At 66.8% G+C, this 13639-nt stretch carries 13 protein-coding genes and 1 pseudogene; 5 read left to right on the top strand and 9 right to left on the bottom strand.

Annotated elements, in window-relative coordinates:
* Window positions 1–8: 8 nt before the first annotated feature.
* From C0541_RS06375 to C0541_RS06335, 9 genes and pseudogenes are all read right to left on the bottom strand, one after another.
* Window positions 9–1262: a DUF4105 domain-containing protein gene (locus C0541_RS06375; protein ID WP_238601273.1), complete on the bottom strand. Its 1254-nt coding sequence runs from the start codon at window positions 1260–1262 to the stop codon at window positions 9–11.
* A gap of 14 nt (window positions 1263–1276) precedes the next feature.
* Window positions 1277–2155 carry an HlyC/CorC family transporter gene (locus C0541_RS06370; protein ID WP_016901625.1) on the bottom strand — a complete coding sequence of 293 codons (879 nt, stop codon included), beginning with the start codon at window positions 2153–2155 and terminating at the stop codon, window positions 1277–1279.
* 94 nt (window positions 2156–2249) lie between these two features.
* The gene (locus C0541_RS06365; protein ID WP_115046771.1) at window positions 2250–2768 is read right to left on the bottom strand and encodes a hypothetical protein; all 519 of its coding nucleotides are present in this window, start codon (window positions 2766–2768) and stop codon (window positions 2250–2252) included.
* Entirely contained in the window at window positions 2768–3253 is a 486-nt protein-coding gene (gene ybeY / locus C0541_RS06360) for an rRNA maturation RNase YbeY (RefSeq protein ID WP_115046769.1), read from the bottom strand. Before ybeY ends, C0541_RS06365 begins: the two co-directional genes overlap by 1 nt.
* Window positions 3254–3277: 24 nt before the next feature.
* Window positions 3278–3832 carry a hypothetical protein gene (locus tag C0541_RS06355; protein WP_115046767.1) on the bottom strand — a complete coding sequence of 185 codons (555 nt, stop codon included), beginning with the start codon at window positions 3830–3832 and terminating at the stop codon, window positions 3278–3280.
* On the bottom strand, window positions 3829–4818 hold the full coding sequence (locus tag C0541_RS06350) for a PhoH family protein (protein ID WP_115047329.1): 990 nt from the start codon (window positions 4816–4818) through the stop codon (window positions 3829–3831). Before C0541_RS06350 ends, C0541_RS06355 begins: the two co-directional genes overlap by 4 nt.
* A gap of 347 nt (window positions 4819–5165) precedes the next feature.
* On the bottom strand, window positions 5166–5369 hold the full coding sequence (locus tag C0541_RS06345; RefSeq protein ID WP_115046765.1) for a hypothetical protein: 204 nt from the start codon (window positions 5367–5369) through the stop codon (window positions 5166–5168).
* 246 nt (window positions 5370–5615) lie between these two features.
* Window positions 5616–7070 carry a tRNA (N6-isopentenyl adenosine(37)-C2)-methylthiotransferase MiaB gene (gene miaB, locus C0541_RS06340; RefSeq protein WP_115046763.1) on the bottom strand — a complete coding sequence of 485 codons (1455 nt, stop codon included), beginning with the start codon at window positions 7068–7070 and terminating at the stop codon, window positions 5616–5618.
* Between the two features lie 38 nt (window positions 7071–7108).
* Window positions 7109–7697: pseudogene (locus C0541_RS06335) on the bottom strand (glutathione S-transferase family protein).
* Window positions 7698–7853: 156 nt separating this feature from the next.
* On the opposite strand from C0541_RS06335, the gene C0541_RS06330 reads away from it, so the two are divergent.
* From C0541_RS06330 to C0541_RS06310, 5 genes are all read left to right on the top strand, one after another.
* Window positions 7854–8822, top strand: a complete 969-nt coding sequence (locus tag C0541_RS06330) for a helix-turn-helix transcriptional regulator (protein WP_115046757.1) — start codon at window positions 7854–7856, stop codon at window positions 8820–8822.
* 49 nt (window positions 8823–8871) lie between these two features.
* Complete coding sequence (locus tag C0541_RS06325) at window positions 8872–9861, top strand: lytic transglycosylase domain-containing protein (protein WP_115046753.1); 990 nt, start codon at window positions 8872–8874, stop codon at window positions 9859–9861.
* Window positions 9862–10229: 368 nt separating this feature from the next.
* Window positions 10230–10874, top strand: a complete 645-nt coding sequence (gene petA / locus C0541_RS06320) for a ubiquinol-cytochrome c reductase iron-sulfur subunit (protein ID WP_024939275.1) — start codon at window positions 10230–10232, stop codon at window positions 10872–10874.
* The gene (locus tag C0541_RS06315; RefSeq protein ID WP_104649060.1) at window positions 10874–12133 is read left to right on the top strand and encodes a cytochrome b; all 1260 of its coding nucleotides are present in this window, start codon (window positions 10874–10876) and stop codon (window positions 12131–12133) included. Before petA ends, C0541_RS06315 begins: the two co-directional genes overlap by 1 nt.
* Window positions 12126–12884: a cytochrome c1 gene (locus C0541_RS06310; RefSeq protein ID WP_161959910.1), complete on the top strand. Its 759-nt coding sequence runs from the start codon at window positions 12126–12128 to the stop codon at window positions 12882–12884. Before C0541_RS06315 ends, C0541_RS06310 begins: the two co-directional genes overlap by 8 nt.
* Window positions 12885–13639: the final 755 nt, after the last annotated feature.

The raw sequence follows: 13639 nt of genomic DNA, 5'->3' as shown, positions 1-13639 counted from the left end.
ATCCTGGATCAGCGCGTGGGCACGGACAAGTCACGCCGTCGCAAGGCGATCGCTAGCGCGGCGTGGATCGGCAACAGCAGCAGCACCCATTGCAGGTTGCCCTGCGCCTGGAACGACAGCCAGTGGATCAACAGGGCCAGCAGGGCCGAGCCGGCGACCACCCAGCGCAGCACGTCGAACCAGCGTCCGGGCCGGCGCCCGCGCAGCAGTGCGATCCCGCCGACCACCAGCAGCACGCACAGCGGGTTGACCAGCAACAGGTTGCGATTGGCCCAGGCCGATTGATGCACGGTGAAGCCCCACAGATACACCAGCAGGCCGCCGCCGATCGCGCACAGCAGCCAGTACGGCAGGGCGAAGGCGGCGAGCACGCGCTGCCGGCGGCCGAGCGCCAGCACGCCGGCAGCGACGAGCAAGCCGGTCAGCAACCATGGCCACCAATGCCGTTGCTGTTCGGCTGGTTCCGGTGCGATGCGATGCGGCAACAGCACCTGCGTGGACTGCACCAGCGGGCGGCCGGCGCTGTTGTGCACCTGGGTCAGGCTGTCGGCCAGGCGCATCGGTACGAAGGCTTCTTCCCAGCGCGACAACGGACGGTCTGCGTACGGTCCCAGGCCCAGGTCGAAGCCCAGCCACATCCACGGCGCAGGGGAGGCCAGGCGCACCGCCTCGCTGCGGTAGGTATTGCCACGCGAGCGCCCGGCCAGTTGCGATTTCAATGCGCTGCCCATCGCCCGGTCCAGCGTGTCACGAACCATCGTGGCGCAGTTGGCCACGAAGTAATCGTAGTGGTAGCGCGCGTTCTCGGGACGGCTGCGGACGGCCAGCCCGTCGGCCAGCGCACGCGCCTGGTCCGGTGGCAGATCCAGCCACTGGATGCTGACGCCGCGGCCGACCGCGCGGTATTGCTGCAGGTCTTCGTCCAGCGGCAACGCAACCAGGTAGTACATCATTTCGCCGCGCGCAAAACGCGGAACGAAATCCGGCTCGCCGGGATCGAAGAAGCCGAAGTTGTACGAGGTGGCCTGCCCGGTGACCGGATCGACCACCACGATGGCATCGTGACCGAAGCGCTCGAAGAACACCTCGCCCGGCTGCATGGTGACCACGCCGACCCGCGGCGCCGGCACGACGGGCTGGGCCGCCGGCCGATCCGCACCCTGGGCAACGGCGGCAGGCGCCACCAGCAGTGCAAGCAACAGCAGCAGACAGGACGCTGCCCATCGCCGAACCCTGCCGCGGCCTGTTGCTGCAGCAGTCATGCGGTGCGACAGGTTCAAGCGTCGTCCTGCGGGTCGGGCGGCAGGATGGTCACGTGGAAGGCATGCACGCGCCGCGCGTCGGCCTTGGCCACGCGGAACGCAAAGCGCCCCAGGGTCAGTTCCTCGCCGGTTTCCGGCAGATGCCCGATCGCATCGGTGACCAGGCCGCCGACGGTGTCGTACTCGTCATCGGGGAAGTCGGCGCCGAAGCGCTCGTTGAAATCCTCGATCGGCGTCAGCGCATCGACCACATAGCGGCCGTCGGCCTGGATGGCGATCAGCGAATTCTCTTCCTCGGCATCGTCGTGCTCGTCGTCGATCTGGCCGACGATCTGCTCCAGCACGTCCTCGATGGTGACCAGCCCGGCGACACCGCCGTACTCGTCCACCACGATGGCCATGTGGTTGCGCGACAGGCGGAATTCCTTGAGCAGGACGTTGAGCTTCTTCGACTCCGGGATCAGCACCGCCGGGCGCAGCAGTTCGCGCACGTTGCCGGGACCGTTGTCGGCGACCACGCCGCGCAGCAGGTCCTTGGCCAGCAGGATGCCGAGCACCTCGTCCTTGTTCTCGCCGTGCACCGGGAAGCGCGAATGGCCCGATTCCACCACCTGCTTCATCAGGTCGATGAAACGCGCCTCCACCGGCAGCGAGACCATCTGCGAGCGCGAGATCATCACATCGCCCACAGTGAGCTCTGACACGGAGATCGCGCCTTCCATCATGCGCAAGGTGTCTGCGGCGATCAGGCCGTCCTGTTCGGCGGTCCGCAGCAACGCGACCAGTTCGTCGCGGGTGTGGGGTTCGCCAGAGAAGGCAGCGCTCAGGCGCTCAAGCCAGCTACGGCGTTTTTCGGGTGTTTCTTGGGATTGGCTACTGTCGTCTTCGGACATCGTGACGGGGGGCGGCACCCGGCAAACCAGGCGATAGCAGGCAGTCTAACAGGAAGCCGCTAAGGCGCTGTAGACGGGGCGGGGCGGTGCCGCGTCAGGGCAGGTCCAGGCTGTAGCCGCAGCCGACCACGGTCTTGCCCGGATGCGACTTCACGTTGGAGACGCTGAGCACGATCGATTCGATCATCGCCTCGCCGGTCTTGGGGTCGGTGGTGTCTTCGCTGACCAGCTCGCGGCCGTACATGACCTTGTCGGCGTTATCCACGCCCAGTTCCAGGTTCAGCTGCCTGGCCAGCGGGCGCGGGTCGGGCAGGTCCAGCAGCGCCATGACGCTGGCGCCGGCGAACGCAATATGGGTGGTGCGGTGGCCGAACACGCTGATCGGCGTGTTGAGCGTGTACTCGGTCATGAACAGGTTGGCCTGCTGCAGCGGCGTCCAGCCTAGCGCAACCGCCTTGAGCGGGTCGGCCAGCACCGGCGCCAGCGCGTTGAAGTCGCCGATGCGCTGGCGGCATTCGATCAGGGCCGGCAGGTCCGGGCGTACCGGCGCGGTCTGCGCCCAGGCGCCGGAGCAGGCCAGCAACAGCACCGCGGTGGCGACGCAGGCCCGCATCAGCGCTCCCCCGCATAGGGATCGTCGATGCCGAGATCGGCCAGGATCTCGCGTTCGAGCTGCTCCATCGCGTCGGCCTCCTTGTCGTCCTCGTGATCCCAGCCCAGCAGGTGCAAGGTGCCGTGCACGGTCAGATGGGCGTAATGGGCGGCCAGCGACTTGCCTTGTTCGGCCGCCTCGCGCGCCACCACCGGCGCACAGATCACCAGATCGCCGAGCAGCGGCATCTTGATGCCCTTGGGCAGGCCCTCGGGCAACTCGGCCGGAAAACTCAGCACATTGGTGGCGTAATCCTTGCCACGGTAATGGTGGTTGAGCGAGCAGCCTTCCTTCTCGTCGACGATGCGCACCGCCAGATCGGCCTCGCGGATGCGCCCCTTCAGCGCGGCCGCAACCCACTTGCGAAAACTCACCGCCGACGGCAGGCCGGCGCGCGGCAGCGCATAACTGACAGCGACGTCGAGGCGGACAGGTCCACGGGTCATGGCGAGCGTTTCCTGGGCAGGGGGTCAATGCGTGCACGTGATCAGCAGTACCACCGCAGGCCCGTTAGCCACGCGGTAGCTCGAACTACCGATCGGGCCGCGCCCGCAGCCGCGATTGTAGTCCCGCACCCGCAACCTTGAAACGAATCCGGGTTGATCATGCACCCAGACCGCAGCGATACCGCTTTCCAGGAGCCCGCCGACCAGTGACTGGCTTGCGCGGTGCGCGTGCTGGATCGGTGAGCTTTCGCAACCGCGTGCATCGGTGACCGTTCCCGGTAGATCGAGCAGCCAGCGTGCACTGCGCCCTTGCTGCCAAGCACCGAATCGTGCGCGCTCGTTTCCTGCCGGCATATCGCCTCGCGCCTGTTCGGCCAGTTTCTCCAGGTACGCGGTTGGAATGCTGATGCTGGTGTGGTCGGCAGCCAGCGACACGCAGGGAGGCGCCACTTGCGCGGCCGGGACCACATCGCGATCCACAATGGGGATCCCTGGCGCCGGCGGCACTTCGGTGGCATCGAGCGATGCCGCCGCGAGCAATCCGCTTGCCAACGTCAGGCCGGCAAGGCGCAGCTTCACTCAGCGTTGTTCTTGGCAGCGGCGTCCTGCTGATCGCGTTTTTCATACGCGGTAACGATGCGCTGCACCAGCGGGTGGCGCACCACGTCGCGTGCCTCGAAGAAGGTGAAGCTGGCGCCGTCCACATCGCGCAGCACCTCGATGGCGTCGCGCAGGCCGGACTTGACGTGCTTGGGCAGGTCGATCTGGGTCAGGTCGCCGGTGACCACCGCGGTGGAGCCGAAGCCCAGGCGGGTCAGGAACATCTTCATCTGCTCGATGGTGGTGTTCTGCGCCTCGTCCAGGATCACGTAGGCATCGTTGAGCGTGCGGCCGCGCATGTAGGCCAGCGGCGCGATCTCGATGACGTTCTTTTCCAGCAGCTTGACCACCTTTTCCACGCCGAGCATCTCGTACAGCGCGTCGTATAGCGGGCGCAGGTACGGGTCCACCTTCTGGCTGAGGTCGCCAGGCAGGAAGCCCAGCTTCTCGCCGGCTTCCACCGCCGGGCGCACCAGGATCAGGCGCTGTACGCGCGACTCGTTCAAGGCTTCCACCGCGCTGGCCACGGCCAGGAAGGTCTTGCCGGTACCGGCCGGGCCGATGCCGAAATTGATGTCGTGCGTGGCAATCGCATGCAGGTACTTGGCCTGGTTGGCGCCGCGGCCACGCACGGTGCCGCGCTTGACCTTGATCGCCACGTCCTGGGCCACGTAGGAACGATCGACCACGTGCTCGACATTGGCATCGTTCAGGCGCAGGTGGATGGCGTGGTTGTCGAACGTGGTGGCGGCGGCTTCCTCGTACAACGCCATCAGCAGCGTCTGCGCGGCGGTGATCGCCGGCTCCGGGCCGGTGACACGGAAGATGTTGCCGCGGTTGGCGATCTCCACGCCGAGCTTGAGCTCGATCTGGCGCAGGTGCGCGTCGAACGGGCCGGCCAGATTGGCCAGGCGCTCGGTATCGTCGGGTTCCAGGGTGAAGTCGCGGTGTGCAGGTGAGTTCATGGTCGGATCGGACCGCGCACGCATGCGCTGGTCGGTTGGGCGGCAGACGAGGGTAGCGCGCAGCGTGTGATCCCACCAACACGCCCGGCCACTGCAATCACCCGGTCTGGCCGGGACCCGGCGGCGTGCGCGGGTTTTCCACAGTCGCTGTGGAGTCACACATCACTAACCTGTGGATAAAAATTGTGGCGCCTACTGGCACAAGGTCCGGCAGGGATGTGGTGAAAAAATCACCACTACAGTGGCGGTTGTCCACAAGCGGTGTGGATCGAATTCGGCAAAGCCTGTGGGTAAGTGCTCGCACGCCTTGTGCCGCAAGGCGTTGCAGACGGGTGGTGAAATTTTGATCACTCGGCGTGCGTGCCGCGTGCCGCGTGCTGAGGCGAGTCGCTGTCGATGTCGTCGCTGTGCGCGATCAACACATTGCCCGGCCTTTGCGAACGATGCGCGCAGTCGCTGGCTTGCAGACCGGGCATGGCCCAGTGCTGCGCCAGGTCACCGGGCCATTGCAGACGCTCGAGCGCCAGCTGGCGACTCAGCACGGTGCGCACGCCGCTGCGTGCTCGCGAAAGATCGAGGCGCGCCGCGTGACGTGCGTGACCTCGCTGAAGTGCCAGCGTATTGCACGCACGCACGCAGCCACGCAAGGTAAGGACCATCGCAGGCGGATGTGGCATCGGGTGGCTGGTGGCAGCACCACGACCGTCGCGACCGACCGGCACGCACTCTGTCGTCCATTACCAATCCGCCACCAAGAGCTGACGGAAGGCGCCAGGCAAGCCGGCGCCCGTGCCGCGTCAGCTCGCGCTGTCGTCCACCTGGATCTGGCCACGCAGCGAGTTGCTCATCGCCTCGGTGATCAACACATCGACGAAGTGCCCGATCAGGCGCGGGTTACCGGGGAAATTCACCGGGCGCATGTTCTCGCTCTTGCCGGTCAATTCGTTCGGATCGCGCCGTGACGGGCCTTCCACCAGCACCCGCTGCACGCTGCCGACCATGGACTGCGAGATACGCGTGGCGTGCGCATTGATCTGCGCCTGCAGGCGGGCAAGGCGCGCCTGCTTGACGGCTTCCGGCGTGTCGTCCTGCAGGTCCGATGCCGGCGTGCCGGGACGACGCGAGTACACGAACGAGAAACTCTGGTCGAAGCCCACGTCCTCGATCAGCTTCATGGTCTTTTCGAAATCCGCTTCGGTCTCGCCGGGAAAGCCGACGATGAAGTCCGAGCTGATCGAAATGTCCGGGCGCACCGCGCGCAGCTTGCGGATCTTGGACTTGAATTCCAGTGCGGTGTAGCCACGCTTCATCGCCGACAGGATGCGGTCGCTGCCGGCCTGCACCGGCAGGTGCAGGTAATTGGCCAGCTGCGGCACGTCGCGATAGGCATCCACCAGCGAATCGGAAAATTCCAGCGGGTGGGAAGTGGTGAAACGGATACGGCCGATGCCCTCGATCTGCGCGATGGTGCGGATCAACAAGCCCAGATCCGCATACTGCGCCGCGTCGCCGGCATCGGCGCCGTATGCGCCGCGATACGCGTTGACGTTCTGGCCGAGCAGGTTGATCTCGCGCACGCCCTGCGCGGCCAGTTGCGCCACTTCCACCAGCACGTCCTCGAACGGCCGGCTGACTTCCTCGCCGCGGGTGTAGGGCACCACGCAGAACGAGCAGTATTTGGAGCAGCCTTCCATGATCGACACGAATGCCGACGGTCCATCGGCGCGCGGCTCGGGCAGGCGATCGAACTTCTCGATTTCCGGAAAGCTGATGTCCACCTGCGACTTGCCCGATTCACGCCGCGCGCGGATCAGCTCCGGCAGGCGATGCAGGGTCTGCGGGCCGAACACCAGGTCCACGTACGGCGCGCGCTTGACGATGGCCTCGCCTTCCTGCGACGCCACGCAGCCACCCACCCCGATGATCACCGGCTTGCCGCCGGCCTTCAGCGCCTTCCAGCGGCCGAGCTGGCTGAATACCTTTTCCTGCGCCTTCTCGCGGATGGAGCAGGTGTTGACCAGCACCACGTCGGCGTCTTCGGGGTTGTCGGTCAGCTCCAGGCCCTCGGAGGCGGCGAGCACGTCGGCCATCTTGGCCGAGTCGTACTCGTTCATCTGGCACCCGTGGGTCTTGATGTAGAGCTTGCCGCGCACCACGGCAGGCGCCGACGGGCGCGCCACCGGCAGCGGCAACAGGGCAGGTGCGTCCACGGCGGTGGCCGCGGACAGGTCGGAAACGGATGTCCCGGGCATGGCGCTTATTCCAGGCGGGTAGAAGATAGCCGCACAGTTTACCCGCTTGCGCCGGGCCCGTCCGCCTGCTCAGGCCTTGGCGTTGGTCGCCTCGGCACGCGCGAACGCCGGCCGGTCGGCCATGCGGGCGATGTAGGCGCGGGTGCTGGCAGGCGGATCGACCAGGCCGAAATCGAGCATCCAGCCCAGCGCGCCGCCCCACAGCACATCGGCCGCGCTGCAGCGTTCGCCCAACAGATAGTCGCCCCTGGCCAGTTGCGCATCGATCACCTGCAGCACCGTGTCGCAGTCGGCGTAGGGCGAGATCGCGCGCGGCGGCGCCTCGCGCTTCAGCGCGCGGTCGATGATCGCCGGCTCGAACGCCGAGCCGTAGAAGGCCAGCCAGCGCAGGTAGGCGCCGCGATCGGCATCGCCCGGGGCCGGCGACAGGCCGGCTTCCGGATACAGCTCGGCCAGGTACTGGTAGATCGCGCCCTGTTCGGTGACCACGCTGTCGCCGTGCCGGATCGCCGGAATCTTGCCCATCGGGTTGATCGCCAGGTACTCGGCCGCCAGTTGCTCGCCTTTTTCCAGATCGACGATCTGCAGGTCGTAACTGGCGCCGAGCTCTTCCAGCAGCACCAGCACGCCGCGCGAACGCGAGCGGGGATGATGGAACAGGGTGATGTGGCGCTGGTGGGACATTGCAGGTTCCTTGGTGGGTGCGGCGGGCATGGGGACGCGGTGCCAGCGCCATCCTACGCAGCCATTGCGGACAGTTCCTGTCCGCAATACGGTGGCGCGATGGCTTCGACCGCTGCCCGCCTGTTGCGTCTGCTCGCCCTGCTGCAAGGCGGCCGGCGCTGGTCGGGCGTGGCGCTGGCCGAGCGCCTGGAGCTGCATCCGCGCAGCGTGCGGCGCGCGGTCGAGCGCCTGCGCGAGCTGGGCTACCCGGTGCAGGCCGCGCCCGGGGCCGGAGGCGGCTATCAGCTGGGGCAGGGCGCCGCGGCCCTGCCGCTGTTGTTCGAAGAGGACGAAGCGCTGACCGTGGCGATCGCCTTGCGCGCAGCGGCTCCGGTGATGCGTGGCATGGATGCGGCGGCGGCGCGGGTGCTGTGCAAGCTCGATCCATTGTTGCCGCGGCGCAGCGGCCAGCGTGCCAGCGGCGCACATGCGGCCACGGCCAGTTTGCCGATCACCGAGGACGCCGCTGCCTTGGTGGATGCGGCGCTGCTGGCGCAACTGGCCAGTGCCTGCCGCGACCGGGCCACGCTGCGGCTGGACTATCGCCGGCATTCCGGCGCGCCGATCACGCGCTGCGTGGAGCCGGCCTTGCTGGTGAACTACGGGCGGCGCTGGTACCTGCTGGCCTGGGACTGCGAGCGTCAGGACTGGCGTACCCTGCGGGCCGACCGGATCGACCAGGCCAGCGCGACCGGCGCCCGGTTCGCCGCGCGCGCGTTGCCGGAGGAGCCGCTGCAACTCCTGCGCAAGGCGATCGGCGAGTCGCCGTTCCCGTGCCGGGCGCGGGTACGCCTGCACGGCACGCTGGACGCCCTTGCCGCGCGCATCCCGCCCTGGCTGGGCGCGCTGGAAGCCGACGGACCGGCACATTGCTGGCTGGGCCTGGGCGCGCCGAGCATGCCGGCGCTGGCGGCCAACCTGCTGCTGCTCGATCTACCGTTCGATGCGATCTCCCCGCAGGCCGTGCGTGCACCCCTGACCCAGGCGCTGAACGCGTTGCGGACGCGGCTGGAGCAACTGCCCGGATAACCGCGGCGGCCACTTGGCAAGCCCGGGCCAAGCTGGGACACTCCGCCGCATGAAGGGGATGTCAAGGGTGCTGGGGCTGTTCCTGCTCACGTTGTCGGCGGCGCCGGCCAGCGCCGGCACCTTGTACAAGTGCGTCAGCGGCGACGGGATCACCAGCTACCTGAGCAAGCGCCAGAGCGGGGCGACCTGCAGCGTCATCAGCAGCTACACCCCGGACCGGTCCGCGCGCCGCGCCGCGCCGTCCATGCTCCGCCCGACGCCGGCCGTGGCCGCCAGCCCGGCGCGTGCCAGCGCCAGCATCGACAGCGGGGCGCCGGCCACGATCATCAGCCAGCCGGTCAGCCAACCGCCACCCCGCGCTGTCGAGCTCACCTCGGCGCTGAGGCCGCGCGCGCAGCCGCTGTCGGAGACGTCGATCGTGCAGGCGCCCGCTGCCGCCGCGGTCAATCCGCGCCGGGTGGTCAGCGGGCAGGTCTATTCCTATATGAAGGACGGTGTGCGCCATTACACCAGTGCGCGTCCGCGCCAGGTCGCCAGCATCCAGGGCCTGCGCACCATCCACTACAGCTTCATCGAAACCTGCTACGCCTGCGGGGCCAACCCGGGCGTCAATTTCGGTGCGATCCGGCTCAACACCAATGCCTACCAGCAGGAAATCACTGCGGCGGCGCGCGAGTTCGGGGTCGAGGAAGCGATCGTGCGCGCGATCATCCATGCCGAGTCGGCCTACAACCCGCTGGCACTGAGTCGTGCCGGCGCGCAGGGGCTGATGCAGTTGATGCCCGGGACCGCGCGCCGCTTCGGGGTCAGCGATGCCTATGATGCAACGCAAAATATTCGCGGTGGCGTGCAATATCTTTCGTGGTTGCTGAAGCGCTTCAACGGCGATCTCACGCTGGCTGCTGCCGGCTACAACGCCGGCGAGGGCGCGGTGGATCGCTATGGCGGCGTGCCGCCCTACAGCGAGACCCAGCGCTATGTCCAACGCGTCGGGCTGCTGGCCGGACGCTATCGTGGGCAGGCCACGGCAGCCAACTGAGCTGCCTGCGTTTGCGCGTATTTGCGCACGCCGCGGCCTGCTTTGACGGCAACGCGCGCAGACGGACGCCGTGCGGCCACCACCCCGCGGAGGCCGTCATCCCATCCGCTGCGGCGATCGCGCAGCATGTCCTCGACGGATGCACGGCGTTTGTCACATCGCGTCACAGCTGTCCGCCCCGGTGCAGGCCGGCGCGTGATGCAATCCACGCACGCCTGCATCCGGTGTTTGCACTGCGCCGGTCCGACTGCGTACATTGCGTTGTCTGTGCATTAAGCGTTCCGCTACACTGCGGTCGATTCATCGCGGCTGGACCCCCCGCCAGCCGTTGGCAGCCTCACGCTACCTAATCAAGATCGGAGAGCCGGATGGCCAACGATGGGGTTAACGCACCTGCTGATATCGGGCGTCGTCGGTTCTTGACCGCGACAACGGCCGTGGTCGGTGCGGTCGGAGCAGGATTTGTCGCAGTTCCGTTCGTGAAGTCGTGGAATCCCAGTGCGCGCGCCAAGTTGGCCGGTGCCCCGGTGACCGCCGACATCAGCGCCTTGCAGGAGGGACAACGGCTGGTTCTGGAATGGCGCGGCCAGCCGATCTGGATCGTCAAGCGCTCCAAGGCGATGCTCGACGCGCTGCCATCGCTGGATGACCGGCTCAAGGATCCCAAGTCCGAGAACAAGGACCAGCAGCCGGACTACGTACTGAAGAATCCCGAATACCGCTCGATCAAGTCCGACATCTCGGTGCTGGTCGGGCTGTGCACGCATCTGGGCTGCTCGCCGGAAATGGTCGCCGAGATCCGCCCCGAGCCCTACGACCCGCAGTGGAAGGGCGGCTATTTCTGCCCCTGCCACAAGTCGCGCTTCGACATGTCCGGCCGCGTCTTCGACGGCGTGCCGGCACCGATCAATCTGCTGGTGCCCCCACACCACTATGTGGACGACAACACGCTGGTGATCGGCGTCGATCCGGACGCTGCCGGTACGTCGGCCAACAGCACGGGGGCTGCCTGATGAGCAATATCCTGGTCCGTACCGCCAACGGTGTGTTCGATTGGGTCAACGAACGCGCGCCCGGGCTGATGCCCATGTATCGCAAGCACGTCAGCGAGTACTACGCGCCGAAGAACTTCAACCTCTGGTACTACTTCGGCTCGCTGGCCATCGTGGTGCTGGTCAACCAGATCGTCACCGGCATCTTCCTGACGATGCACTACAAGACCAGCGCCGCCGATGCATTCGCCTCGATCGAATACATCATGCGCGACGTGGAGTGGGGCTGGCTGATCCGCTACATGCACAGCACCGGCGCCTCGCTGTTCTTCATCGTGGTGTATCTGCACATGTTCCGCGGGCTGATGTACGGCAGCTACCAGAAGCCGCGCGAGCTGGTGTGGATCCTGGGCATGCTGATCTACCTGGTGCTGATGGCCGAAGCCTTCATGGGCTACGTGCTGCCGTGGGGGCAGATGTCATTCTGGGGCGCGAAGGTCATCATTTCGCTGTTCGGCGCCATCCCGGTGATCGGCAACGGGCTGACCGAATGGATCATGGGCGACTACCTGCCCGGCGATGCCACGCTCAACCGCTTCTTCGCGCTGCACGTGATCGCGCTGCCGCTGGTGCTGTTGCTGCTGATCGTGCTGCACATCGGCGCGCTGCACGAGGTGGGCTCCAACAATCCCGATGGCGTGGACATCAAGAAGGGGCCGAAGGGCAACCGCTGGGACGCACACAAGCCGGCCGACGGCATCCCGTTCCACCCGTATTACACGGTCAAGGATCTGGTCGGGGTCGGCTTTCTGCTGTTGATCGCGGCCTTCATCATCTTCTTCGCGCCGGCGTTCGGTGGCCTGTTCCTGGAGCACGACAACTTCACCGAGGCCAACCGCCTGGTGACCCCGGAGCACATCAAGCCGGTCTGGTACTACACGCCGTACTACGCGATGTTGCGGGTGGTGCCGAACAAGCTCGGCGGCGTGCTGGTGATGTTCTCGGCGATCGCGATCCTGTTCCTGGTGCCGTGGCTGGATCGGGCCAAGGTGCGCTCAATCCGCTACCGTGGCTGGATCTCCAAGGTCGCGCTCGGCGTGCTGGTGGTGTGCTTCGTGTGGCTGGGCGTGATCGGCTCCGGCCCCGGCACCGACGCGCACGAAACCTATGTCGGGCGCGTGCTGACCTTCCTCTACTTCGCCTTCTTCATCACCATGCCGGTGTGGACGCGGCTGGACAAGACCAAGCCGGTGCCGGAGCGGGTGACCACCCATGACTAAATCCTACCTGAGGTCATGGACGTCGCGCGTGGTCGCCCTGCTGTGCGGGCTGCTCATTGGCGGTGGTGCGATCGCGGCCGAGGGCGGTGCGGTGCAGCAGGCCGGCAACGACCTGAGCGACCGCGCCTCACTGCAGCGTGGCGCGCAGTTATTCATGAACTATTGCTCTGGCTGCCACTCGCTGAAATACCTGCGCTATTCGCGCATGGCCAGCGATCTGGGCCTGAGCGAAGCAGAGGTCATGACCAACCTCAACTTCACCGGCGCCAAGATCGGTGAACACATCGAAGGCACCATGCCGCACGATTCAGCGGCCAAGTGGTTCGGCAAGGCGCCGCCGGACCTGACCCTGATCGCCCGCGTGCGCGGCACCGACTGGGTCTATACCTACCTCAAGTCGTTCTATCTCGATCAGACCCGCCCCCTGGGCTGGAACAACCAGTTGTTCCCGAATGCGTCCATGCCCAACCCGCTGTGGGAGCTGCAAGGGCTGCAACAGGCGCAGTTCGGCCCGCCCGACAAGGCGACCGGCGACAAGCCGGTGCAGGCGCTCAAGCTCGGCCAGCCCGGGCGACAGACGCCGGTGGAGTTCGACCAGACCGTGCGCGACATCGCCAACTTCCTCGAGTACGCGGGCGAACCGGCGGCGCTGAAACGGCAAAGCATGGGCGTGTGGGTGATCCTGTTCCTGGCCTTGCTCACCTTCATCGCCTACCTGCTCAAGAAGGAATACTGGAAGGACGTGCATTGATCGTGCTGTGAACCCGAGGCAGCCGCGCAATGCCGCGGCCGCCCAGGAGCAGCAGACTGGTCGCCCGGTGCATGCAGGCGCTGCGCAGGGCAGGGGTGCGCATGCTAGTTGCCGATTTCGGGCCTGGGCCGCGTCTGTCGACGGTAGCGCAGGCGTTGGGCGGCATGGACGCCGTTCAAGCGCCTAGATCGACTCAAGAGCCTACATGGACGTACTTGCGGCGTGTCCTGCGACGGTGGGCGGGCAAGGGCCCTGCAGCAAAGACTCACAGCGTCGAGGGCGCGGTGCCCTCACCGCTTGCGGGACACGCCGTGAACCCACGGTGGCGGCATCCATGCCGCCACACGGTCCCGCAACCGNGTCGAGGGCGCGGTGCCCTCACCGCTTGCGGGACACGCCGTGAACCCACGGTGGCGGCATCCATGCCGCCACACGGTCCCGCAACCGGCGAGGACACCGCACCAGAGAGTTGGTCGGTGCTCAGTCGAAAAGCTGTCTGTCGTGCGATCTGCATCAGGCGTGGAGCCGATACTTCACGATCGAACAAGGCGCACCCAGCACTGCTCTTACCTTGCGTACCAACCATCCCGACTGGTCCTTGCCCGCTCACCGTCGCGGGACCCTGAGCGGCATGGATGCCGCGCCGGAGCCTACACGGACGTACTTGCGGCGTGTCCTGCGATGGTGGGCGGGCAAGGGCCCGGCAGCCAACTCGCAGCGTCAAGGACGTGCTTGCGGCGTGTCCTGCGATGGTG

Origin of the sequence: Xanthomonas arboricola (assembly GCF_003353015.1) — a bacterium.
Lineage (GTDB): Bacteria > Pseudomonadota > Gammaproteobacteria > Xanthomonadales > Xanthomonadaceae > Xanthomonas > Xanthomonas arboricola_E.
This window is presented reverse-complemented; position numbering and strand designations above follow the sequence as displayed.